Source organism: Comamonas serinivorans (genome assembly GCF_002158865.1).
Classification (GTDB): domain Bacteria; phylum Pseudomonadota; class Gammaproteobacteria; order Burkholderiales; family Burkholderiaceae_C; genus Comamonas_E; species Comamonas_E serinivorans.
This window is the reverse complement of the sequence record NZ_CP021455.1, coordinates 3,938,427-3,959,529: the sequence shown is the minus strand read 5'-3', so window position 1 is coordinate 3,959,529 and position 21,103 is coordinate 3,938,427. Positions and strand designations below refer to the sequence as shown.

13 protein-coding genes are annotated in these 21,103 nt (G+C 65.4%); 6 read left to right on the top strand and 7 right to left on the bottom strand.

Going from position 1 to position 21,103, the window contains the following annotated elements:
• The first annotated feature begins 6 nt into the window (after positions 1-6).
• Entirely contained in the window at positions 7-8,331 is an 8,325-nt protein-coding gene (locus CCO03_RS16845; protein ID WP_087282938.1) for a PLxRFG domain-containing protein, read from the top strand.
• Between the two features lie 602 nt (positions 8,332-8,933).
• Here CCO03_RS16845 and CCO03_RS16840 read toward each other — a convergent pair.
• Genes CCO03_RS16840 through CCO03_RS16820 form a run of 5 tightly spaced genes read right to left on the bottom strand, consistent with a single transcriptional unit; the run spans position 8,934 to position 11,797 of the window.
• Entirely contained in the window at positions 8,934-9,407 is a 474-nt protein-coding gene (locus tag CCO03_RS16840; protein ID WP_087282936.1) for a hypothetical protein, read from the bottom strand.
• Positions 9,404-9,787, bottom strand: a complete 384-nt coding sequence (locus CCO03_RS16835; RefSeq protein ID WP_087282934.1) for a site-specific recombinase resolvase — start codon at positions 9,785-9,787, stop codon at positions 9,404-9,406. Before CCO03_RS16835 ends, CCO03_RS16840 begins: the two co-directional genes overlap by 4 nt.
• The gene (locus tag CCO03_RS16830; RefSeq protein ID WP_087282932.1) at positions 9,784-11,163 is read right to left on the bottom strand and encodes a recombinase family protein; all 1,380 of its coding nucleotides are present in this window, start codon (positions 11,161-11,163) and stop codon (positions 9,784-9,786) included. The genes CCO03_RS16835 and CCO03_RS16830 overlap by 4 nt, the downstream gene beginning before the upstream one ends.
• Positions 11,163-11,606 (bottom strand): DUF2924 domain-containing protein, encoded by a 444-nt coding sequence (locus CCO03_RS16825; RefSeq protein ID WP_087282930.1) that lies wholly within the window; start codon positions 11,604-11,606, stop codon positions 11,163-11,165. Before CCO03_RS16825 ends, CCO03_RS16830 begins: the two co-directional genes overlap by 1 nt.
• Positions 11,603-11,797 (bottom strand): hypothetical protein, encoded by a 195-nt coding sequence (locus CCO03_RS16820; RefSeq protein ID WP_087282928.1) that lies wholly within the window; start codon positions 11,795-11,797, stop codon positions 11,603-11,605. The genes CCO03_RS16825 and CCO03_RS16820 overlap by 4 nt, the downstream gene beginning before the upstream one ends.
• Before the next feature lie 126 nt (positions 11,798-11,923).
• Here CCO03_RS16820 and CCO03_RS16815 point away from each other — a divergent pair, with 126 nt between their 5' ends.
• From CCO03_RS16815 to CCO03_RS16800, 4 genes are read left to right on the top strand one after another with little or no spacing between them, the layout of a single operon-like run.
• Positions 11,924-13,045, top strand: a complete 1,122-nt coding sequence (locus CCO03_RS16815; RefSeq protein ID WP_087282926.1) for a helix-turn-helix domain-containing protein — start codon at positions 11,924-11,926, stop codon at positions 13,043-13,045.
• A 14-nt stretch (positions 13,046-13,059) separates the two neighbouring features.
• Positions 13,060-13,602 carry a hypothetical protein gene (locus CCO03_RS16810; protein ID WP_236903911.1) on the top strand — a complete coding sequence of 181 codons (543 nt, stop codon included), beginning with the start codon at positions 13,060-13,062 and terminating at the stop codon, positions 13,600-13,602.
• Positions 13,603-13,610: 8 nt separating this feature from the next.
• Positions 13,611-15,824, top strand: coding sequence for a hypothetical protein (locus CCO03_RS16805; RefSeq protein WP_157667751.1), 2,214 nt, complete (start codon positions 13,611-13,613; stop codon positions 15,822-15,824).
• Positions 15,825-15,831: 7 nt separating this feature from the next.
• Positions 15,832-16,224: an HNH endonuclease gene (locus tag CCO03_RS16800; protein ID WP_087282921.1), complete on the top strand. Its 393-nt coding sequence runs from the start codon at positions 15,832-15,834 to the stop codon at positions 16,222-16,224.
• Between the two features lie 254 nt (positions 16,225-16,478).
• Here the strand turns inward: CCO03_RS16800 and CCO03_RS16795 are convergent, their stop codons facing one another.
• Positions 16,479-19,592, bottom strand: coding sequence for an IPTL-CTERM sorting domain-containing protein (locus CCO03_RS16795; RefSeq protein ID WP_157667750.1), 3,114 nt, complete (start codon positions 19,590-19,592; stop codon positions 16,479-16,481).
• 620 nt (positions 19,593-20,212) lie between these two features.
• Positions 20,213-20,407 carry a hypothetical protein gene (locus tag CCO03_RS16790; protein WP_157667749.1) on the bottom strand — a complete coding sequence of 65 codons (195 nt, stop codon included), beginning with the start codon at positions 20,405-20,407 and terminating at the stop codon, positions 20,213-20,215.
• A 453-nt stretch (positions 20,408-20,860) separates the two neighbouring features.
• Here CCO03_RS16790 and CCO03_RS16785 point away from each other — a divergent pair, with 453 nt between their 5' ends.
• Positions 20,861-21,103 carry a KTSC domain-containing protein gene (locus tag CCO03_RS16785; RefSeq protein WP_157667748.1) on the top strand — a complete coding sequence of 81 codons (243 nt, stop codon included), beginning with the start codon at positions 20,861-20,863 and terminating at the stop codon, positions 21,101-21,103.

The following is a 21,103-nucleotide window of genomic DNA, read 5'->3' as shown; positions in this document are numbered from 1 at the left end:
TGATCCATGAACATTCAAGAAGCCAAATCCAAGTTCCCCGAGCTGGCCCCGCTGAGTGATGCGGATGCTGTGCAGGTTTTGCACCAGAACTACTACGCCGATCTGCCCATCGATGATGTGGCCAAACAACTCGGCGTGGACATGAAAGCCAGTGCCAACCGCCCGGATGCAGAAGGGCGCACCCTGGGTGGCACGCTCAAGGACGCGGGCATCACGGCGCTGAAGGGGGCCATCGCGGTGCCTGAGGCGGCGGTGGGCCTGGCCAACCTGGTGACGGGTGGTCGCGCGGGCAAGGCGGTCGAGAACATGGGGGTTCGCTTTGCGGACGCCAAGAAGGTTTTGGACGAGGCCTACAGCGAGCCGCAGAAGCAGGCGTTTCAGAACGTGGCCAATGCTGAGGGCTTTGGCGGGAAGCTGGCCGCGGCGCTGGACAACTCCAGCGTGATTGCACACACCATTGGCGAGTCGCTGCCGGGCATGGTGGGTGGCGGCCTGGCTGGGCGGGCCTTGCTGAAGGCCGTGCCCAAAATCGGCGCGGTGGGGGCGGCAGCGGCGGGCGAGGGCGTCTACTCGGGCGGCCAGGCGGCGGAGCAGATCCGCCAGGAAACCGAGGATGGTGTTCTGACCGGCAAGCAATCGGCGCTTGCGGTGGCGTCCGGTGCCGCTACGGGCATTTTGGGCCTGGCGGGCGGCAAGGTGGCGCAGCGGTTGGGGATCAATGACTTGGACACAGCCATCGTGCGAGCCGGCAAGCATCCCGGCATTGCCAAGAACCTGGTTCGCCGGGTGCTGGAGGGGGCTGCAGCAGAAGGCGTGCTGGAGGAGCTGCCGCAGTCGATCAGCGAGCAGGTCTTGGAGAACATTGCGCATGGCAGGCCCATGGACCAAGGGGTGGACCACGCGGCGGCGCTTGGCCTGCTGTCCGGCGCGGCCATGGGGGGCGCGGTCAATGTGCCGCGTGGTGGCGCACCCGCAGTGGCGCCTGCGTCTGCGCCGGCTGCGGCTGCGGCGAAGAACGCCCCCGGAGTGCCGGGGTGGACGCCACCCGCCGATGTGCCCGCTGCGACACTGGACGAGGCAGCGCTGGAGCGGGCCGGCGTGACGCCTGCCGCCCGACTGGACGCGGATCGCATCGAGCAGATGACCGGCATTGGCCAGCCCGCACCCGAAACACGCAGCCTGGATGAGCGCCAGATTGATGCACTGGCGCCGGGCGATGTGCAACGCGGGTTTGATGCGCGTGTGCCGGGCTCCATGCCGCCCATGGCCTTGGCCCAGCAGGCGCCGACCGATGGGGTGGATTTCAAGCCGGGGCCGCTGTCGCGTGCCGCCAGCCGGGCGGTGCCGTCTGTGCCGGATGGCGGCCTTGCGCTCGCCCCGCTGGAAGCGCCCGTTGCAGCGGATCCCTTGGCCGAATCGGCGGCGAACGCTCAGGCTCTGGATGACGCCAGCTGGCCCGTGGATCTGGAGACGGGTGCGCCGATGTTCAACGAGGCCACGGCCAGCCCCGAGGACATGGCCGTGTACCAGCAGTTTATGAGCCTGGAGGCCGACCCACTGGACGCGGCGATCCCGGACATTTTCAGCTCGGACCTGGCGGCCACGGCCGTGAGCGACGAGGAGTTTTTGCGCGCCATGGGCGCGACCGATGAGGAGATTGCGAATGCCATCAACACCCGATCGAACCCCGATGTTCGCCAAGATGCTGCAGATTCGGCGCCTGCAGCCGACCCAGCAGCAAGCAGCCCTGGCGGCATTGAGGGCCAAGGCGGCCAAGCCACCCGCGCAGCAACCGGCGCCGGCGAGCCCGCCGGAGCCGTCGCCGCTGAGCCAGGAGGCCAGCCTGCCGCTGTAACCGAGTTGGCGGAGCACGATGCCGTTTCCGACGATGCATTCGCCGGCGCGCATGTGCCGGATGACATGGACGCGGACATCGAGGCGGCCAACCGCATGTTGGCCGATGCCAGCCTGGCGCAGGCCAGTCAAATACCCGGCAAACAGGAAGCCCGCGCCAGTGCTGGCGATGCGGCAACGAATGGGGGAGCCGGTCAAGCAATGGCGCAGCCCGCCGAGCCCGAAGAGGTGAGGGCACCCAGCGGCGGCCCGTTCAAGGCCAAACTGCCGGCGATCAACGCGGCCAAGCGCAAGGGCGAAGGCTGGGAGCCGGTGCAGGTCGAAGGGGGCTGGGTGGCGCGCAAGCGGGCGTCGGGCCAGGGTGGCCTGGAGGGCAAGGACCTGGGCGACGGCTGGGTGGAGTTCTCGCCCGGGTCGGGATCGCTGCGCATCCCGCGCGCCGAGATGCCCCAGATCAAGGCGGAGCACCGCGGCGCCATGGTGAATTTCATGAACGCCCGCGGGGTGCAGCATCAAGAGGATTCGGTGCCGACCCGGCGCGCACGCAGCACCCCAGCAGGGCAGACGCCGGCTGATCGGTGGTTTGAGCTGAATGCGTCGGAGCGAGAAAAGCTGACCCAGGGAGCAGGGCTGAAGGGGATCATTGCCACGCGCATGGCCGAGCGCCGTTGGGCCAACCTGCCCGATGCGGTGCGCGAGAAGATCGCGGCGCAGCTTGCCGCTCCCGCTGCTGGCCAGCCTGCGCCGGCTGAGTTCCCGCTGAGCGAGGCCGAGTCCAGCTACGCGGGCATCTCGCACCGCGGCACCAGCCGCGCCAAGGCCGATGGCGAGGAGTTTCAGGCCTACATCGACCAGGCGCAGGCAGCCGGCGCCGCCGTGGCCCAGTCCGATGCGCAGAAGGCCGCTGTGGTGCAGGCCGTTGATGCGCTACGCGCCGACTACCTGGCGCAGTACCGCCGCCTGATGAGCGTGCGTGCGGGCACATACAGCGGCTTTGTGGCCGGACGCTCGGGCCTCAACAGCAAGCAGGCGGACAAGCGCAACAGCGCCTATGACCGTGCGCTTGAGGCCTTCACGGGCTGGCAGAAAAGGAGCCGGGACCGCGTGCGCCAGGCAGCGCTGGACGCTCGAACCGACGAGGAGAAGGCGGCGGACATTCGGGCCGTCAAGCAGGCCCGTGCTGAGAAGGCGCAGCGCAAGGATGCCGCCGACCGCCGCCTGATGGGCAAGATCCTGTCGTGGAAGAAGGGTGGCGAGCCGGTGGCGATCGCCAAGAGCGCGAACCTGGCCGGCGTGAACTACGGCAAGGACGGCTACCCGACCAGCATCAAGCTGACCCCCACGGACGGGAGCGTGCTGACGGATGACAAGTTCGACCTGGCCGCGTTGTTCCGCGGGAAGGGCGTCAGCGTGCCGGATTCCAAGCGCCGCGTGCGCGAGCTGGTCGATGCCGTGCGAGCTGGCGATGAGCCGTCAGTCCTGCGAGCGGCGGACGCTGATGAGGGTGCCGAAAGCGGGGTCGTTGGGGTCGCGCAGGCAGACCAGATTGCTCGCGGGATCTTGGCCAAGGCTGGGTTGCCCCAAGAAGCGATTTCCACGGTTGAGTCGTTTGCGGCGTTGCCGCAGGACATACAGGCCGAGGCCAAGGCACAGGGTGCTGAGGGCCAGGTAAAGGGCGTATTCCATCGCTCGGGTGTGATCTATCTGGTGGCGGATCAGCATACCAGTGCGGCCGACGTGCGGGAGACGGTGCTGCATGAGTTGATGGGCCACAAAGGCGTGCGCACCTTGTTTGGTGCGGACTACGTGGCCGCCATGAACCGGCTGTTCATGGCGGTGGGTGGCTGGGATGGCGTCAAGCGCATTGCGGGTGGCCGCGGCATGTTGGCCCAGGTGGATGGCTACCGCCAGATGCTGTTTGGAGAAGGCCGACCCGATTGGTCGAGCGACATGCGCATGGCCATCCTGACGGATGAGCTGATGGCCGCCATGGCCCAGAAGCCCAAGCTGCTTGATCGCGCCAAGGAGGTGATCGGCGCCATTCGACAGTGGCTGCGCAAGAGTGGGTTTGCCGAGCTGGCCACCTACGGGGAGACGGATCTGCTGCGGGTGCTTCAGCAGGGGCGCCAGGCCATGCAGGACCGCGCAACGGCGCCGGGGAAAACGGTGTTCTTGTTCGCGGGTGAGGGTGCCAGAACGGCAGAGCAAGGCTCACTGGTTCAGGCGCGCGAGCAGGCGAGCCTGCAGGCGGATGCGAAGCGCGTGCAGGATGTCGTGGATGCGCTGCGCAAAGGTTGGGCCAACGCACCCGACATCGTGGTGGTGGCCGATATGCGCGACCCCAAGGTGCCCGAGCAGGTCAAGGAGGCCGACGCGGCACAGCGAAGCCAAGGCGCCGAAGGCGATCCGGAGGGCTTCTTCTACGACGGCAAGGTGTACCTGGTGGCCTCCGCGCTGCCGGATGCGGCGGCAACCACGCGCGTGCTGTTTCACGAGACGCTGGGGCACTACGGGCTGCGCGGGGTGTTCGGCCAAGAGCTGGCGGGGATCCTTCACCGGTTTGCAGTGCATCGCAAGGCGGATGTGATCGCCAAGGCGCGGCAGTACGGCCTGGTGGGCGAAGGGGTGGACGTGGCGACGGCCACGGACGCCGAGGTGTGGGCCTCGATGAGCAAGGACCAGCGCCAGTACGCGGCCGAGGAGGTGCTGGCTCAGGTGGCGCAGGATCACCCCACGCAGGGCTTTGTGCGTCAAGCCATTGCGGCGATTCGCACCTGGCTGCGCGCCCACGTGCCGGGGTTTGCCGACATGCGCCTGAGCGATGGCGAGGTCATCCGAAGCTTCATCATGCCGGCGCGGCGGTTCGTGGAGAGCGGCCAAGGCCGCCTGGTGGGTGGTGCCCCTGCGTTCAGCCTGTCAGTGGACCAGCTGGCCCAAGCCAAGGCTAAGTGGGCTGCCACGGTGGATGCCTTCATCCGTGGCGGCTTGGACGAAACCAAGACGCACGAGGTGTTGCCCTCGTCCACCGAGGTGATGAAGGCTGTGGGCTTGCCCGACCTGCCCATCCGTGCGGGTGTGCACGCGCTGGACGCCTTGTACAACCACGGCGTGAAGCCGTCGCAGATGAAGCAGGTGCTGGAGGAGCTGGCCAATCCGCGGTTGGTGATGGTGTGGAACAAGGGCAGCCGCGGTGAGATGAGCTTGAACTTCGTCACCTCTATGAGCAACGACAGGGGCGAGCCCTTCATCATTGCAATCAGACCCAATAAAACCGGTCGGGAGGGGCGTCACCACTGGGTGGCCACGATCACGCAGAAGCAGCCGCGCGCCATTCTTGAAATGGTGCGAGATGGTGGTGCCATCTACGTGGGCCAGGGGGAAATCGCCAGCATTGGCGCGCAAGAAATGCGCGAAGCGTTGCGCTTCGCCAAAGAAAAACGAGGCAAGGAAGCCAGAGATCTGATGCAAGCAATTGGCACCAAAGATGACTTACCGAACCTCGTTCAGCGCGTATTGTATGCAAAAGACGTGGCGAGTGGTGGCACGGATGTCCAATTCAGCCGCGCCGCAACAGCAGCCCAGACGCCGAGCCTGAACAACCCTGCCGACTGGCGGGCCACGGCCAACAACTTGGCCGCAGACCTGTTCAAGACGCCGGGCAAGGTGTCGTGGTGGCACAAGACGGTGGGCACCATGGGCGATTTGGCGCGGACCTCGCCCAAGTTCAAGCGCACCTATGACGCGGTGCAGCGCTTCATCAGCGATGTGTCGTTGCACGCAAACCAGGCGGCAGACGCGGCACCCTCGATCCTGCCCAAGCTGGACACCTGGAAGGACATCGGCAAGACGGCGTTGAGCGCAGAGGACACCAAGGCCCTGGCCGCCCCCGTGTTTGAAGGCACCCTGACCTGGGCACGCGATGAGACAGGGAAGCTGGTGAAGGCGGCAGATCGTGACACTGCCTTTGCGCAGTGGGACGCCCAGCGCAAGGCGCAAGAGATGCTGCGCCGGCGCCTGGTGACGGAGGGCGAACTGAAGCGGTGGCAGGCCTTGCCTGTGGCCAGCTTTGAAGGCGCAGTGCGCAACCGATTCGAGGCCACCATGCAGCGCGACGGGGTGGTGTTCACCGATGCGGAGCTGCGCCAGCATTTCAAGCTGGATGACCGGCAGATCGGCTTGTACCGGCAGTTTCGCGCGGCCACGGACAAATCGCTCGCCGGCATGGCCATCAGCGAGATGCTGCGCCAGGGTGGTGAGCACACCAGGCTGCTTGCCGAGGAGGTGATGGCTGAGTCTGGTCCGAATGTGGCCCAGGACGCCAGGGTGCAAAACGCCGCTCAGGTGCTGTTTGAGCACCTGATGAACAAGGCGGATGGACTGGAGGGTGCGCAACGAGCCGAGGTGCTGGAGCTGGCCAACAGCATGCAGGCCACCGCGGAGAAGACCACGCGCCTGATGGAGCAGGGCTATGCGCCGCTGAGCCGGTTCGGCGACTACACGGTGGACGTGGTGGGTGCAGATGGTCAGCGCCTGTACTTCGGCATGTTTGAGAGCCGGTTTGATGCGGGGCGCATGCGCCGCAAGATGGTGCAGGCCTACCCGGATGCCACGGTGAAACAGGGCACGGCCAGCAAGGAGGCACACAAGCTGTTCGCGGGCATCACGCCCGAGGCGCTGGAGATTTTTGGGGCCATGGCTGGCCAGGACACCGAGAACCCGGTGTTTCAGGAGTACCTGCGCCTGGCCAAGGATTCGCGCAGTGCCACCAAGCGGTTGATTCAGCGCAAGGGGGTTGCCGGGTTCAGCGAGGACGTGTCGCGCGTGCTGGCGGGCTTCATCTACAGCAACAGCCGGCTGACGGCCACGAACCTGAACACGCGCGAGATTGACCAGTCCCTGGCGGACTTCACGAACCAAGAGGGCGAGCTGCGCGACAGCGCGCAGAAGATGGCCGACTTTGTGCGCAACCCGCAGGAGGCTGGCCAGGGCATTCGCGCGTTCATGTTCGCGCAGTACCTGGGGGGCTCGCTGGCCAGCGCCATCGTCAACACCACGCAGCCCTTTGCTGTGACCATGCCTTACCTGAGCCAATGGGCGGGCGTGGCTGGCGCGGGCCGGCACATGGCTGCGGCCGTGAAGGACGCCATCAAGCGCCGGACGGGTGATGCGGAGCTGGACAAGGCGCTGAAGCGCGCCGAGGACGAGGGCGTGGTCAGCCCGCAGGAGGTGCACCAGATCATGGGCATGGCCATGGGCAAGGGCGGCCTGAAGACGGGCGACGGCACTGCACTGGGCAACCTGGCGGCGAGCGCATCGAACCTGCAGCAGAAGGTGTCGGTGCTGTGGGGCCAGCCCTTCGCCATTGCGGAGCAGTTCAACCGCCGCAGCAGCTTCATTGCCGCGTACCGCATTGCCCAGGAACAGGGGATGGCCGACCCGTTCAAGTTTGCCGAGCAGACCGTGAACGACACCCAGTTCGTTTACAACAAGGGCGCGAAGCCCGAGTGGGCGCGCGGCGCGGTCGGGGCAACGCTGTTCACCTTCAAGCAGTACAGCGTCAGCTACATGGAGCTGCTGTACCGCATGGCATCCAGCGGCACGCCTGAAGGGCGCAAGGCGGCGATGTTCGCCCTGGCCATGGGGCTGGTGATTTCCGGGGTGGGGGGTGTGCCCTTCATGGGCGACGCCGAGGACATCATCGACGGCATCCTGCAGCGCCTGGGCTACAGCTTCAGCACCAAGGCGGCTCGCAAGCAGTGGCTGGAAGGCGTGTTTGGCAAGGCTGGCGCCGAGATCATCGACAGCGGCTTTTCGGGCCTGCCCGGCATGCCGCTGGATGTGTCGGGTCGACTTGGCATGGACAACCTCATTCCGGGCACAGGCCTGCTGGTGACCAAGGCCGATCACACGCGGGACGTGGGCGAGGTGGCGGGCCCTGCCGGCGACTTCGTGACCCGCGTGTTTCAAGGTGCGGACATGGTGAGCCGGGGCGACGTGGGCAAGGGTGTGCTGCAGGTGATGCCGAATGCTGTGCGCAATCTGGCCAAGGGGATTCAGACGGGCGTGGAGGGCGAGTACACCGACACCAAGGGCCGCAAGGTCATTGATGCCGGGTGGGCGGAGGGCATCACCAAGGCGGTTGGCTTCCAGCCGCGAAATGTGGCCCAGGTGCAGGAGGCGACCAGCCTGCAGTCCAACCTGATTGCGCAGAACAAGGCCATGCGCTCCCGCCTGGTGGAGGAGATGACGCGCGCCATGTACGACCGGGACGCCGAGGCGCAGGCCAAGGTGCGTGAGAAGATGCGCGCCTGGAATCGCAAGAACCCGGACAGCCCCGTGGCCATCAACATGGTTTCGGTTCGGACCAAGCTGAAGAACATGCGCATGAGCAAGGCGGAACGTGTGGCCAAGACAGCCCCCAAGGACATCCGGTCCGAGGTGCGCCGGCAACTGGCCGATGCCGGGGAGGCTCAATGAACTGGGGCGGCTGGAGCGTGCTGCTGGGCCTGGTGGTGTTCATCTGGCAGGCGCCCTGGTGGGCTGGCCTGCCGGTGGCATTGGGCCTTGCCTGGCTTTGGCGGACGAGCTGCCCGCGCTGACACCCTCTCGGGGCGCCTTGACCCGTCCGACAAACAAGGTTGCGGTTACGTTTCAGTAACACATTGGAGTGTTCTGCGGTGTCGGTCAGACTTCCCGAAATCGCACCGATTTCGCACCGATCACCGGAATCCCTTGATACTGCAAGTGCGGACGGGGGTTCAAATCCCCCCAGCTCCACCATTTACCCAAGGCCAACCGTTCTCGGTTGGCCTTTTTTCTTGCCTGTTCCCCGCGTGTTGGCGCGTGTTCACAGTGTGATCTGCGGACGCGATGGCCCCACCCACGCCGCCCTCCGAGCCTCAGGGCCTCTCTGTTCTCTGTTTTTCTCTACGCTCCGTGGAGGGCTCCCCGGACCGCCCCCCGCTGATTCAACGGCTTAGAGGCGTCGGTTGGGATCGGCAACTGGTCCGCGACGGCGACCGGCACGACGTTGGGCAACAAAAAAGCCGCCCGACGGCGGCTCTGGTGCCACTTGGCGGTCAGCGTATCGTGTCCAGCACCCGGACTTGATCGGCCCAGCCATACGGCCACGGGCGACCCAGAAGACGCTGGACCGGCAGGTCTGGCATGTTGACCAGGCGCTCCAACACCTCCGGCGCCAACAAGGTCAGCCGCATCAGTCGGTGGACCTGGGATGTGTCCAGCCCCTCGGCCTTCGCAATGTCGGCCACCGAGGCCACGCGCTGCTCGGCGAGCAGGCGCTGCCAGTGGTGCGCCATCCCGAGCGAACGCATCAAGGCCGTGTCCGTGGCGACGGAGTGCGCCGGCTCGGCCCACGACGAATGAGCCTCCACCGCCTTCGCCGTGCCTGGCGGCGTGATCACCGCGCGCTTGAGGCCGCGAGGCACTAGCCGCCACGGCACGAAGGTCTCCAACTTCACGCCGCCTGCCGGCGCGGGCAGTTTCCGGGTGACCGGCGCACCCTCGAAGCGCCCCCGATGTTTCGTGCTCAAGAATCCTCCTCGAAGCGGGCCACGACCTGGCGTTGTGCCTGCCAGTCCACTGGCAGCGGATGGCGTTGAAACCACATCAGTGTCATGCGACGGGGCTGTCGGCCAGCCAGCAGCAACTCGATGATGTCGGGGGCCAGCAGCGTCAGCCGCAGCAGTTCGTTGACGGTCGAGTGGTGCAGCCCTTCCGCCCGCGCGATGTCTGATCCGCTGGTCATCACGCCGCTGTCCAGCAGTCGCTGCCAGTGGAACGCCCGTGCGATCCCCTCGATCAAGGTGCTGTCGTGGGCTTCGCGCGCCTCGGGCGGGGCCTGCATCAGCCGCTGCACGCCGCGCCGCCGCAGCGTCAATGGCACGAAGGTCTCCTGCAAGCCGCCCTTCATCCCTCCACCTCCAGCAACTCGGCGCCCACGCTGCCCGGCGCGAACTCCCCAATCAAAGCGTCCCAGCCCAGCTCACGCCACTTGACCTTCACACCCTGCAACTCGTCGGTGTGGATCAGGTCTACGCGCTCGATCATCAGGTTGGCGATGCGATGCTTCTCTGCAGGGAACAGTTGGTCCCACACGTCGTTGAGCCTTCCCATCGCAAGTACCGTCGTCGCCTCGTCGATGGGCGAGCCGCTTCGCTGAATCTGCCGCACCACCGCAGCCACTGACTCTGGACTGGTCAGCACGGTGCGGATCTGCGCCACCACCGCTGCCTCGATCTCGGCCGCTGGGAGCCGCTCGTAGCTCTTGCCCGGCGCGCCGAAACGGCTCTCGGACTTCGACACGTAGTACTGGTACTTGCGTCCGTTCTTGCGCGAGTACGTTGGATACATCCGCTCGCCGGAGGGCGCGTACAGCAGGCCGCGCAACAAGGCGTCGTTGCGGGAGCGAATCTTGGTCTCCACCGACCGCGCGTGGCTGTCCCGGGCCAGCACGGCGTGCACCTGATCCCACAGGGCCTGGTCGATGACCGGCGGATGCACGCCGGGGTACCAGGTGCCGTTGTTCGATAGCTCGCCCAGGTAGATCCGGTTGCGCAGCACCTTGTGGATGTACTTCTTGTCGATGCGCGTGCCGGTGCGCACCCGCCCGTCCTGCGTCGTCCAAGCCTTCGTTGTGATGCCCTCTGCGGTTAGACGCGCCGCGATCTGGGTGGGCGAGCCGATGGTCAGCATCTCTTGGAAGATGCGCCGCACGACAGCAGCTTCCGTCTCGTTGACCACCAACTGGCGTTCGACGACGTCGTACCCGATGGTCGGCACGCCGCCCATCCACAGACCCTTCTTCTTGGCAGCGGCGATCTTGTCGCGGATTCGCTCGCCGGTGACCTCGCGCTCGAACTGGGCGAAGGACAGCAGGATGTTGAGCGTCAGCCGCCCCATCGAGGATGTGGTGTTGAACTGCTGGGTCACCGACACGAACGACACGCTGTGTCGCTCGAACACCTCGACCATTTTGGAAAAGTCCGTGAGGCTGCGCGTGAGCCGGTCGATCTTGTAGACGACCACGATGTCGATGCGTCGGGCTTGGATGTCGGCCAGCAGGCGCTTCAGAGCCGGGCGTTCCGTGTTGCCGCCGGAGTAGCCGGGGTCGTCGTAGTCGTCGGCCACTGGAATCCAGCCCTCTGCTCGCTGGCTGGCGATGAAGGCGTGGCCGGCCTCCTTTTGCGCATCGATGGAGTTGAACTCCTGGTCCAGGCGCTCATCGGACGACACCCGGCAGTACACGGCGCAGCGCTTGCGCGCCTTGGGAGACGCGATCTCGACCATCAGGCGCCTCCCTTCAGGCCGAAGAACAGGGGCCCGCTCCAGTGCTGGCCGGTGATGTGGCGTGCCACGGCCGTCAGGCTCTTGAAGCGGTGGCCCTCGTACTCGAAGTGGCCGTCGGCGTTGACGGTAACCCGGTGCTCGCGCTCGCCCCACTCGCGCAGCAACACCGTGCCGGGTGCAAAGCTGAACGTGCGCGGCTTGGCCCGCAGCTTGATTTTCGAGTGCTTGGCGCCGATGGCTTCCAGGCGCTGACGCGTCTGCGGGGCCAGCCCTCCATGGACCGCCTCCTGCAGCTTGTAGGCGACGCGGGACTCGACGTGCGTGCGATTTGGATGGTCGGGCCGGCGCTCGAAGTACCGATCCCACAGGACCCACAGCTCGGCCATCGGGAGATGACCCAGGTCGGCGATCTGCGCCGCGATGGACGCTGACTTCTCGTTCATGACAACTGCTCCAGTGGATAGGGGGTTGCATGAACGCGCTGGTCGGGCAGGAAGCCAAGGCCAACCCGACTCTCTGCTGGACGGTCGGCAGTCGTACTGCGGATGATGGCTGCCGCAAGGATGGCGGTGATCTCAGCGGCGCGGGCGGCGGGCTGCATCTCCGCGGGAGATGGAAGTTCGGGGTTGTTCATGACGGGGCGAGGGAGTCGAAACCGTCACAGATGGTCCGCGAGGAGGTCCGAAGCGGATGGCAACGCAGGGCAAACTTGCGAAATCCGGTTCGCAAGAATAGAATGACGGTTTTAGGAGTGCGGCCAATGCTCGAACGTCTGTCCCATCGCCTCATCGGCTATCGCGTCAAAGCTGCACGCGAGGCTGCTGGCTGGAACCAGGACCGGCTGGCCGAGCTGCTGGGCTTGAACGACCGCCAGAGCGTCTCTGACCTGGAGAACGGCAAGCGTCGGCTGTTGCCTGATGAGCTTGTGGTGCTGTCCGACGCGCTCGACCGCGACGTCGAGTTCTTCCTCGATCCGTTCGTCGTCGCGGGCGAAGCGCAGTTCTCGTGGCGGGCGGAGCCGCAACTGCAACAAGAGCAGCTAGACGAGTTCGAGCTGCGCGCGGGGCAGTGGATTGGCTTGCTGCGCTGGCTGCGTGAGCAGGAGCAGGGGCGTACCAGCCCGCTCAAGCACAGCCTGCGGCTGACGATGCAGTCTTCGTTCGAGGAGGCCATTGCGCGCGCCGAGGATCTGGTCGAGGCGCTGAAGCTGGGTAAGGTCCCGGCTGAGCGCCTGATCGACAGCGTCGAGAAGGAGCTCGACATCCCGGTGCTCTTTGTCGACACCTTGTCGAATGACGACCGGGAGGCGATCTCTGGCGCGACCTGCCACCTGCAGGACTTGGGCGTCATCCTGATTAACCGCCACGAGCCTGAAGCGCGGCGCTTCTACGATCTCGCGCATGAGCTGTTCCACGCGTTGACGTGGGACGCGATGAAGCCTGAGCACCGCGAGTCCAACTCGTTCGAGGAGCGCGGACGCACGCGCCGAATCGAGCAGTTGGCAAACAACTTCGCCGCCGCGCTGCTGATGCCCACCGTGTCGCTGGAGCAGCTTATCGACAAGCGCCGCATCGGAGACGTGGACCATCTAGCCGACGTCGCTGCTGAGCTTCGCGTCGCGCCCACCGCTCTGGCGTGGCGACTGTTCAACATGCGCTGGATCGATCAGGCCGCGTGTGAGGCGCTGCGTCGCGAGCGCCAGCGTGCGTCTGTCGCAGGCACTCCGAAACGCTTCTCGCCCGCCTTCGTCGGCATGCTTCACCGTGCCATCGATCATGGTCGCCTGTCCGCGCGGAAGGCCGCCAAGGCGGTGGGCATGAGCTTGCCGCAGCTGGGCGACCTGTTCGCCGAGCACTCGATGACTGCGCCCTATGAGCTTTGAAGGGCGCGTCCAGAATGCCGCAGGTCGCCGCTCCTATCGCCCGAGTTCGTGTCTTCGTCGATACCAACGTCATCCTGGAAGCCTTTCGCATCGGTTGCTGGTCGGCGCTGACTTCGACCTTCTCCGTTGAAACCGTCGAGAAGTGCGTCGAGGAAGCGCTGACGGGTGATCCGGCCGATCCGCGTCGCGTCGCGGTGGATCGAGACGTTCTGGTGGAAGGCTTGACTGCAAGGCACGCCGTCGACAAGCGGACGCTCGCCCGTTTCGCGCTGGCTCATCCAGCGAGTGCTGGCCTAGACGATGGCGAGCTTCATCTTCTGGCTTGGCTTCACGGCCAGGGGCTGGCCGCGACCGCCAAGCTGCTGTTGTCGACGGCCGACAAGGCGGCAATCGTCGCTGCCGGTCGTCTCGACTGGCTCGACCTGGTCACCTCGCTAGAGCAACTCGCCCAGCAAGCCGGCGTCGCCCGAATGCAGCTCGACCAGATGGCACGCCACTACCGACAGCCATGGCTCGATGAGATCAAAGTGAAGGTCCGCCTCGGGATCATCCCCTGAGGGCACCCTTGAAGGAACAGAACGAACGAATGGCCCAGGCGAACAAGAACACTGCCTCATTCCACCGGTTTGTTGAGACTGCATCCCTTGGCGCCCTCCGGACGCTGTGCAGCAGCGTCAGCGAGCTTGCCAACCAGGCCTGGGTGACCTCGGCCCTGGCGCAGCTGGTCGACGGCGTCGATGCGCAGACCTGCGCAAGCGCACGTCGCGAGTTGTCGGCCGGCTGCCGCAATCTACCCACAGAGGCTCAAGCTAGGCTCGAAGGGGACGCCCGACGGGTCATCGCACTGGCCGAAGGAAAGGGGCCAACGGCGATCAGAGTCGCCGAGCGTGACCTGTTCAAATTCGACGACGCGGAAGGTCGTCTTCGAGCCGGGTTCGACGAGCAGACCGATGACCTCGGCCGTGCAACGTTCCTGCTCGTTCGGGCGCCCGATCTGTTCGAGGAGGCTGAGCGATTCCATTACGCCGAGCACTACCGAAACTTCGGCAAGCTCTACGAAGCCTTCGAGGTCGACTGTGACCACTTGGCAGACTTCGAATGGAACGAGACCAGCAAGGCCGCTTTCGAAAGCAAGATCAAGGCGCAGCTACAGATCTCCGGACCTTGCCTGATCCAGTACTTCCAGGTCGGGCTGACCGCTGAAGACGGCAGCTCTGGTTCCTTGCACATGTTCCTGATCCGGCACGCCGGGGCCACGAATAGCGTGCAGAACACATTGCCAGATCTGTCGCTGCAGCCGATCCACTACAAGCCGCCTGTCGAAGCCACGCTGCTTTTCCAACCGGATGAGAAGCGCATCGAGGTCTTCGCGCAAGAATCGGCCGAACGGCCGCTTATCGCGGCCGCGTTCGCTGAGGTCGCGACCGGATCAGACCTGTCGGATCGACCGATGTCGCTGCGGCAGTACAACCTGGAGCGCTTCTACCGCTCTCTGCACTTGTCACTGGCGCAGGTCGAGAGCCTCGGCATCCTTGATGTGCGTGTCGTCGAAGCGGAGGCCCGACCGCAGAACCTCAAGCGCCGCGTGGTGGTCAAGGTCGACAAGGACGACGACATCGAGACCGCCGCGCACGCCATGCTCGGCGATAACAACATCTTCAGGCGGGCGGCTTTGATCAGCCGGGTGGTGATCAACATGCGGTTCCAGCGAGAGGGAAAGGAAGTGAATCTTCCGATCACGCTGAGTTCGCCCAACCGCTGCAATCTGGCAAGTCGCCAGGACCCGCGCGACCGTGAACTGGGCTACGCGGTGCTGGAAGCATTCGGCATCGTCCGATCGGTCGCGCCGCTGGATGCCGCCAATGAGGGCCGACAGTTCGGCGCAATGCTGCGCTTGTACGAATCTGATGATGCCGACGTAACCCGTGCCGAGCTTGCCGGTTGGGGCGCAGACGTCGATGTTCTGCGCGCGGGCGGATTCCTCGTCCCCAAATCTCGTGCCTCCTCCGTGACGCGTCTGCGCGATGACGGGACCGCGTTCCAGGCGCAAGTTCGATCGTTGGATGGTCGGCTCGTGTACGACGACCCGGACACCGGCCACTCGAATACGGTCGAGCCCGCCGAGGTCGAACGTTTCGACATCAAGCGCGACTGGTTGACTGAGCGGATCGTCAAGGGGCTTCGCGGTGCGATGCGCATGGGACGCACGCCGCGGTCGGGCGGCCCCGTGATCAAGCTCGGCACGCTTGTGAACGGCAACGAGGAAGTTCCAGTTCATCTGGCTCGCCGTCTTGATCGGATGGATGCCATCGCCGCGGTGGACAGCAGCCTGCGTGGCGACGGCCAGGCCGGCTGGGGCGTGGTGCTGACGGCCACTGAGACGTGTCCCGAGTTCCTCGGCGCTAACGTCGTTGTGCAGATCGGAGACGTCCTCGTCGCGGGCGTGGACGGGGCCACCGTCGATCAGCCACGGCTGATGCAGATCCTGCGCGACGGGCGGCAGCGTGCCGCCGCGGCTGCCCTTCCCGAACTGCGAGTCACGTGCGACATCGTGGGCAAGGAGACCGCGACGCTCATCATCCCGGGCAAGCTGCCATTCTCACTTGTCGGCGGCAAGCAGGTGTTGGTAGTGGATCGTTTGCTGAAGGCGTACCTCGCGGGCAACCCAATCGTGACGGGAGGCGCGCTCTTCGAAGGCATGGCCACCAAGTCGCCTGGCGCGCTGTTCAGAGGCCGCGCCAGCAGATGCTGTTGGCGCCGATCTTCCGCCGGCCTTTGACCCGGCAATGATCGAAGATGGGCGTGAGCGTGTGGCGCGCGAAATCGCGATACGGCGCGGACAGGCTGGATTTCGCAATCAGCTTCTGGAGGCTTACGGCTGCTGCGCCATGTCGGGCTGTACGGTGGCGTCGGCGCTAGAAGCCGCGCACATCGTGCCGTATCAGGGGCCGGGGACAAACCATCCATCCAACGGGCTTCTGCTGCGAGCAGATTTGCACACGTTGTTCGATTTAGGGCTACTGTCGGTTGACAGCGAGACCCTACAGGTACTGGTCGCTCCAGACTTGGACGGAACCGAGTACGAAGCACTGCGGGGCCAGCCGCTGCACGTTGACCATGCCAGCGTGTCTCCCAGCAGAGAGGCTCTTCGATTGCATCGAAGCTTTGCGAATTTGTGACCGGGGATGGCCAAATCGCCGAATCCACGCCCTCAAGGCCAAGGCGTTACTATCTGGCTCGGATTGCGGACGCCGGTTCGGTTCCCGTTTCCACCACCAAGACAACGTTCAAAGGCGTTCACTGAAGTTCAGTGAACGCCTTTTTTCTTGCTGGACCCATGATCGGCTTGCGCACGAATGCACAAAGCCCGTGAGGCCGGATGCCATCACGGGCTTTGTGTCGGCGCGGTAAGGGCAAGGCCCTGGGAGTCACCTCAACGCGTGCGGCGCCTCACGGTGAACAGCCCGAGCAGGCCAGCCAGCAGCGCCAAGCCCCAGGCATTCAGTCCAGGCACCGGAGTCGGCGTGGCTGCCTTCACCGTGACCGTGACGGTCGTGGTGGCGCAGACCGCCTCGTCGGGCGGCGTGAGGCAGACTTGGTAGCTGTAGGTATCGGTACCCGTGAATCCCGCATTCGGGGTGTATGTGCAGCTGCCGGCGGCGCAGGTCACGGTGCCGTTGGCCGGTGGCGCGCCGGTGGGCGTCACACTACCTGGGTCAAGGGTGCCGCCGACGGGTACGTCGTTGCCCGTGACCGGGGTGGTGACCGGCGTGCCGGGCTGGGTGGTGTCGGTGTCGGGCTGGGCGCCCGGGCTGGGCGTGACGGTGACGGCGACCGTGGTCTCCTCACACACCGTGCCGTTGGGCGCGGCCAGACAGACCTGATAGCTGTAGGCATCGGGGCCGGTGTAGCCGGGGTTCGGGGTGTAGGTGCAACTGCCGGCGGCACAGGTCACGCTGCCGTTGGCGGGGGGCGTGGTGCCGGTAGGCCTCACGCTCCCGGGATCCAAGGTACCGCCGATGGCCGTGTCGTTGGCTGTGACCGGGGTGGTCACGGGCGTGTTTGCAGGCGTGGTAGCGGTGTCGGGGCTGGCGCCCACCGTGGGTGTGATGGTGATGGTCACCGTGGTGGTGCTGCACACGGTGGCATTGGGGGCTGCCAGGCAGGCTTGGTAGGTGTAGGTGTCGGTGCCCGTGTAGCCAGAGGGGGGCAGGTAGGTGCAGGTGAGGCCGGTGCAGCTCACCGTGCCGCCGTTTGCGCTCGTGGATGTGATGGCGGTCACGCTGCCGATGGTGCCCCCGATGGCCACGTCGTTGACCGTGACCTCGGTGGTGACCGGCGTGTTGACCGGCGTGGCGTCCGAATCGGGGTTGGCCACCACGCCCAGGCTGCCCGCGGCGACGATCTGCACGCGGTGGTCCTCGATTTCGCCATCGGCTGCAAAGCCCAGGGCGCGGGCATCTTCACCGCTGCGCACGGTCACATTGGCGGCCGGAAAGCGCTCGTTGTAATCGCTGGCGGAGGTCTTGGTGGTGATGCGCAGGCGGATGTAGCGATGGCCCACGGCCTGACCCGAGGGGATGGACCACCCCAGTGAGGCTGTGCTGCCACCGCTGGCGGCGGAGGCGCTGGCGTATTCGCTGGTCTCGAAGATGCCGTTGTTGTTCCAGTCCACCCAGGCGTGCAGGGTGGCGGCCGTGCCGGTCTGGTTGGTATAGGCCACCTGCAGGGTGTAGGTGGTCTGCGTGGTGAGGATGGCTGGCAGGTCGCCGCCGGCCATCGCTGGCGCAGTCAGGCTGCCCGTGGGGCCGGTGGCCTGAGTGATGCCATCTTCTTCCAGCGTGAGCGGCGCCGCGATGTAATCGCCATGGGCGCCGACGTTGGAGGCACCGCTGGCGACGTTGCGGGGGGTGTCGTCGTTCGCCTGGGGCGGCAGCGTGCCCAGGAACAGGGGGCCGTTGGTGTAGGCGTGCATGGCCTGATTGCTGCCCCCATCGTTCTCGTAGACGCTGGGCGCGTCGCCGTTGTCAAAGCCCGTGGCACCGCAGATGTTCACCACGGGTGTGTCGGTGCAGTTGAACGCGGGTTGGTCCGCCTGGGCCATGACGCCATCGCCCATGCTGCCTTGAATCTGGTGGCCCACGTAGCAGAACTGGGCGCTGTCTTTGGGCATGTAGACCATGGTGTGGCCCCCCACTTCAACCAGGCGGGCGGGCCGGGCACCGCCAACCGTCACCGGTTGCCCCAGGTGGTAGAAGCCGTTGGTGGCCGTGCCGCCGGGTGTGGTGGCGCGGCCGATCATGCCCCGCTCGTTGCTGCCCCAGGTGTAGACCGTGTCGTCCGTGGTGATCAAGGCGCCCGCAGCGCCGTGCCCGACGATGGTGCCCGAATCATGTTCCTGCACGCTGAAGGTCTTGACCCTGCCGCGCCAGGCAGCTTCGGTGTCGCCAAATGCTCGCACCACCTGCCAAGTGGTGGCTTCGGCCGTGGTTTCGGGCAGGTTGGCGGCCAGTTGCCGTTGGTTGTTGGCCCCCACCGAATACAGCGTGCCCGTGGTGGACAGCACAAACATCGTGCTTCCTGAGCTGTTGCCCGTCACGCCAATCATCTTGGGTGTGATGTCGGCACCTGCTTCCTGCGGCAGCGTCACAGGCGTGGCGTAGGAGGCGCTGGTCGCGGTGACGCCGTTGCCGAAGTACGGCGTGCTGCCCCAGGCATACAGCTTGCCGTCGGCGGTCTGGGCCATGATGGCGCCCAGCGTCATCTCCATGGTGTCCGTTTTGCGACCAGCGTGGCCGCGCACGGCGACCACGTTGGCCAGGTCGGTGGTGCCATTGGTCTTGACGCGGTGCCAGGTGTGGTTGCTGGCGGCATCGGTCGTGCCATCGCCACGCAGTTTGGTGAAGTCGGCTTCGGTGTGGTTGACCAGCACCCACAGTTGGCCGCCATGCGCGGGCTTGGTCACCACGGCCAGCATGCCGTAGGTGCCGAACAGCTGGGCCACATCGGTGGGCGTCACGCCCGGCGGCAGGCCATCGGCCTTGCCGCCCACGGCAAAGGCGGCAACGAGGCGAGAGGATTTGATGGTGGCGTTCAACATCACGTTGAAGCCCCAGGCAAACAGGCCTTGCGTGGTCAGCGCCACGGTTTGCTCCGTGGTGTTGGAACTGGCCATCGTGATCAGCAACGGCTCGCCCACCAGGCCCACGTTGCCAGCGGGCCAGTTGCCGCCGGCGGCCGCCCAGGTGCCGCCGGCCTTGATGTCCAGCGGGCGCAGCACCGAGCGACCGTCGTAGGGGGTGCCCGTCACCTGATTAAGCCCCAGAGCGCCCATGGTCGCGCCCCAGCCAGCCCATGTGCCATCGGTGCGCTGCACCGCCGACTGGTGGAAGGCACTGACGATGTGGTCGTAAGGCTTGTCGGGCGTGCAGGTCTGCGCGTGGGCTTGTGGGCCGGCCAGCGCGGCCACCCAAGCGATGGCGGCGAGCCATTGACGTGCGCGCGGGGGCGAACCTGGGGTGAGCGAACTCGAGCGAAGCATGGTCATGACAGTTCGGTGTGAAGGGGATGAGGGACCCGCAATGCCGCCGCGGGCATGGTGAGTGTCCAGCAGCGCGGCTCGGCGCTGATGCCGCTCTTCGAAAAAAAAGCACAAAGTGCTTACTTTTTGATTGTGGGCGCTGCACATGCAATGTGCGTACGGGTGTTACGAAATTTTGCGGCTACGGCACCCTGATGACTTGACCTGAGGCGCAAAGGCGTGCTGGGCGTGAACTGTGGTCCCTGGTGTTCAGGCTTGTGGCATGCGCAAGCATGCCGGAGCCGGCGCGGGGTGGTGACATGGGCAGGCTTGCAGGGGGTTGGTAGCGCATTCTGCGCAGCTTGGCTCGGTTCGGCAAAGGTTGGTCTTGCGGCACCGCCGGCATCCTTGCATCAGGAGGCTTGTCCACAGGATCTGAGGTGTGGATGTGAAATTGGGGTATCTGGTTGTTATCGTTGATGTGAAAACGGCAATGTATCCATACTCCATTCAAATGAACGCATGGAGATCTGACGAGGCGACACCGGACCGGCAGTTCGGTCGTCTCGTCGCTCCGTTCGCGTTGACCGGGTTGGCGTGAGCGCTCAATAAAAAGCCCGCTGCAGGGAGCGGGCTGGGCAGCTGGGTCAGCCGCGGGTGTAGGGGCGCGGCACCTGACCGCGGTAGGGCGGGTCTGACACCAAGGGCTCGCGGCTGGCGCCGTTGCAAATGCGCGAGCGCTTGGCCGATTCTTCGGCCGAGAACCGCAAGGGCTCCTGGCGTGCCAGGGCATCGCTGTGCACGTTGAAGGGCTTGGACTTCAGATCGGTCAATTTGGACATGGCGATGCAGCCGCGCAAGCGGAGAGGGTGAACAGAAGGCCCACTATGCCTGAGCTTTTTGAACGGTCGGCCCGGAGAGGTCGCCTTTCACCATGCAACAGGGTGTGATCCCACGAAAAGGCCCGCACGAGGCGGGCCTGTGACGGCTCACATGAAGCAGTGGTGTGATTTGCAAGTCTTCCAGAGAGCGGTGCTCTGTCAGGCCCTTGCGGCGCTAACCCGCAAGACCGTCACGCACCCACTGTAGGCCACCTGGCCATGGAACCACAGCTTGTAGGAGATATGGGCTTCGATTGAATCGAGGTGCTCTTAGCGTAGGGCTGGCGCCTAGCGCATCCAGGCGCAGAGCGAGGCTGCTTGACACTTTGCATGGGCTTTTGGCAAGGGCATTTGTTGCGATGTCGCAAAAAAGTGTTGCAAAATTCCTAGGGATTACACCTAAAGGAGTAGATGATGGACGCCCACACGTTTCCTGCGACGAGCCAGTTGACCAAGGCCACCTACGAGTCTGGCAGCGGCCTGCTCCGGGTGTGGTTTGTCGACCATCCTGAGCAGGGCTATGACTACCCCAACGTGCCGGAGCAGCTGTGGCAGGAGATGAAGGCAAGCGATCGTCCGCGCAACTACTTCCATGCCCGGATTCACGAGCAGTACAAGGTGCTGCGCAAGCCGACAGGTGCCTGGCATGATCACTGA

Excerpts from the sequence above, each read along its gene's own strand:
- CCO03_RS16820 (WP_087282928.1), bottom strand. The coding sequence starts at position 11,797 with ATGAACAACCCCGAACTTCCATCTCCCGCGGAGATGCAGCCCGCCGCC.
- CCO03_RS16815 (WP_087282926.1), top strand. The coding sequence starts at position 11,924 with ATGCTCGAACGTCTGTCCCATCGCCTCATCGGCTATCGCGTCAAAGCT.
- CCO03_RS16795 (WP_157667750.1), bottom strand. The coding sequence starts at position 19,592 with ATGACCATGCTTCGCTCGAGTTCGCTCACCCCAGGTTCGCCCCCGCGC.
- CCO03_RS16800 (WP_087282921.1), top strand. The coding sequence starts at position 15,832 with ATGATCGAAGATGGGCGTGAGCGTGTGGCGCGCGAAATCGCGATACGG.
- CCO03_RS16830 (WP_087282932.1), bottom strand. The coding sequence starts at position 11,163 with ATGGTCGAGATCGCGTCTCCCAAGGCGCGCAAGCGCTGCGCCGTGTAC.
- CCO03_RS16785 (WP_157667748.1), top strand. The coding sequence starts at position 20,861 with ATGGACGCCCACACGTTTCCTGCGACGAGCCAGTTGACCAAGGCCACC.
- CCO03_RS16835 (WP_087282934.1), bottom strand. The coding sequence starts at position 9,787 with ATGAAGGGCGGCTTGCAGGAGACCTTCGTGCCATTGACGCTGCGGCGG.
- CCO03_RS16845 (WP_087282938.1), top strand. The coding sequence starts at position 7 with ATGAACATTCAAGAAGCCAAATCCAAGTTCCCCGAGCTGGCCCCGCTG.
- CCO03_RS16810 (WP_236903911.1), top strand. The coding sequence starts at position 13,060 with ATGCCGCAGGTCGCCGCTCCTATCGCCCGAGTTCGTGTCTTCGTCGAT.
- CCO03_RS16790 (WP_157667749.1), bottom strand. The coding sequence starts at position 20,407 with ATGTCCAAATTGACCGATCTGAAGTCCAAGCCCTTCAACGTGCACAGC.
- CCO03_RS16825 (WP_087282930.1), bottom strand. The coding sequence starts at position 11,606 with ATGAACGAGAAGTCAGCGTCCATCGCGGCGCAGATCGCCGACCTGGGT.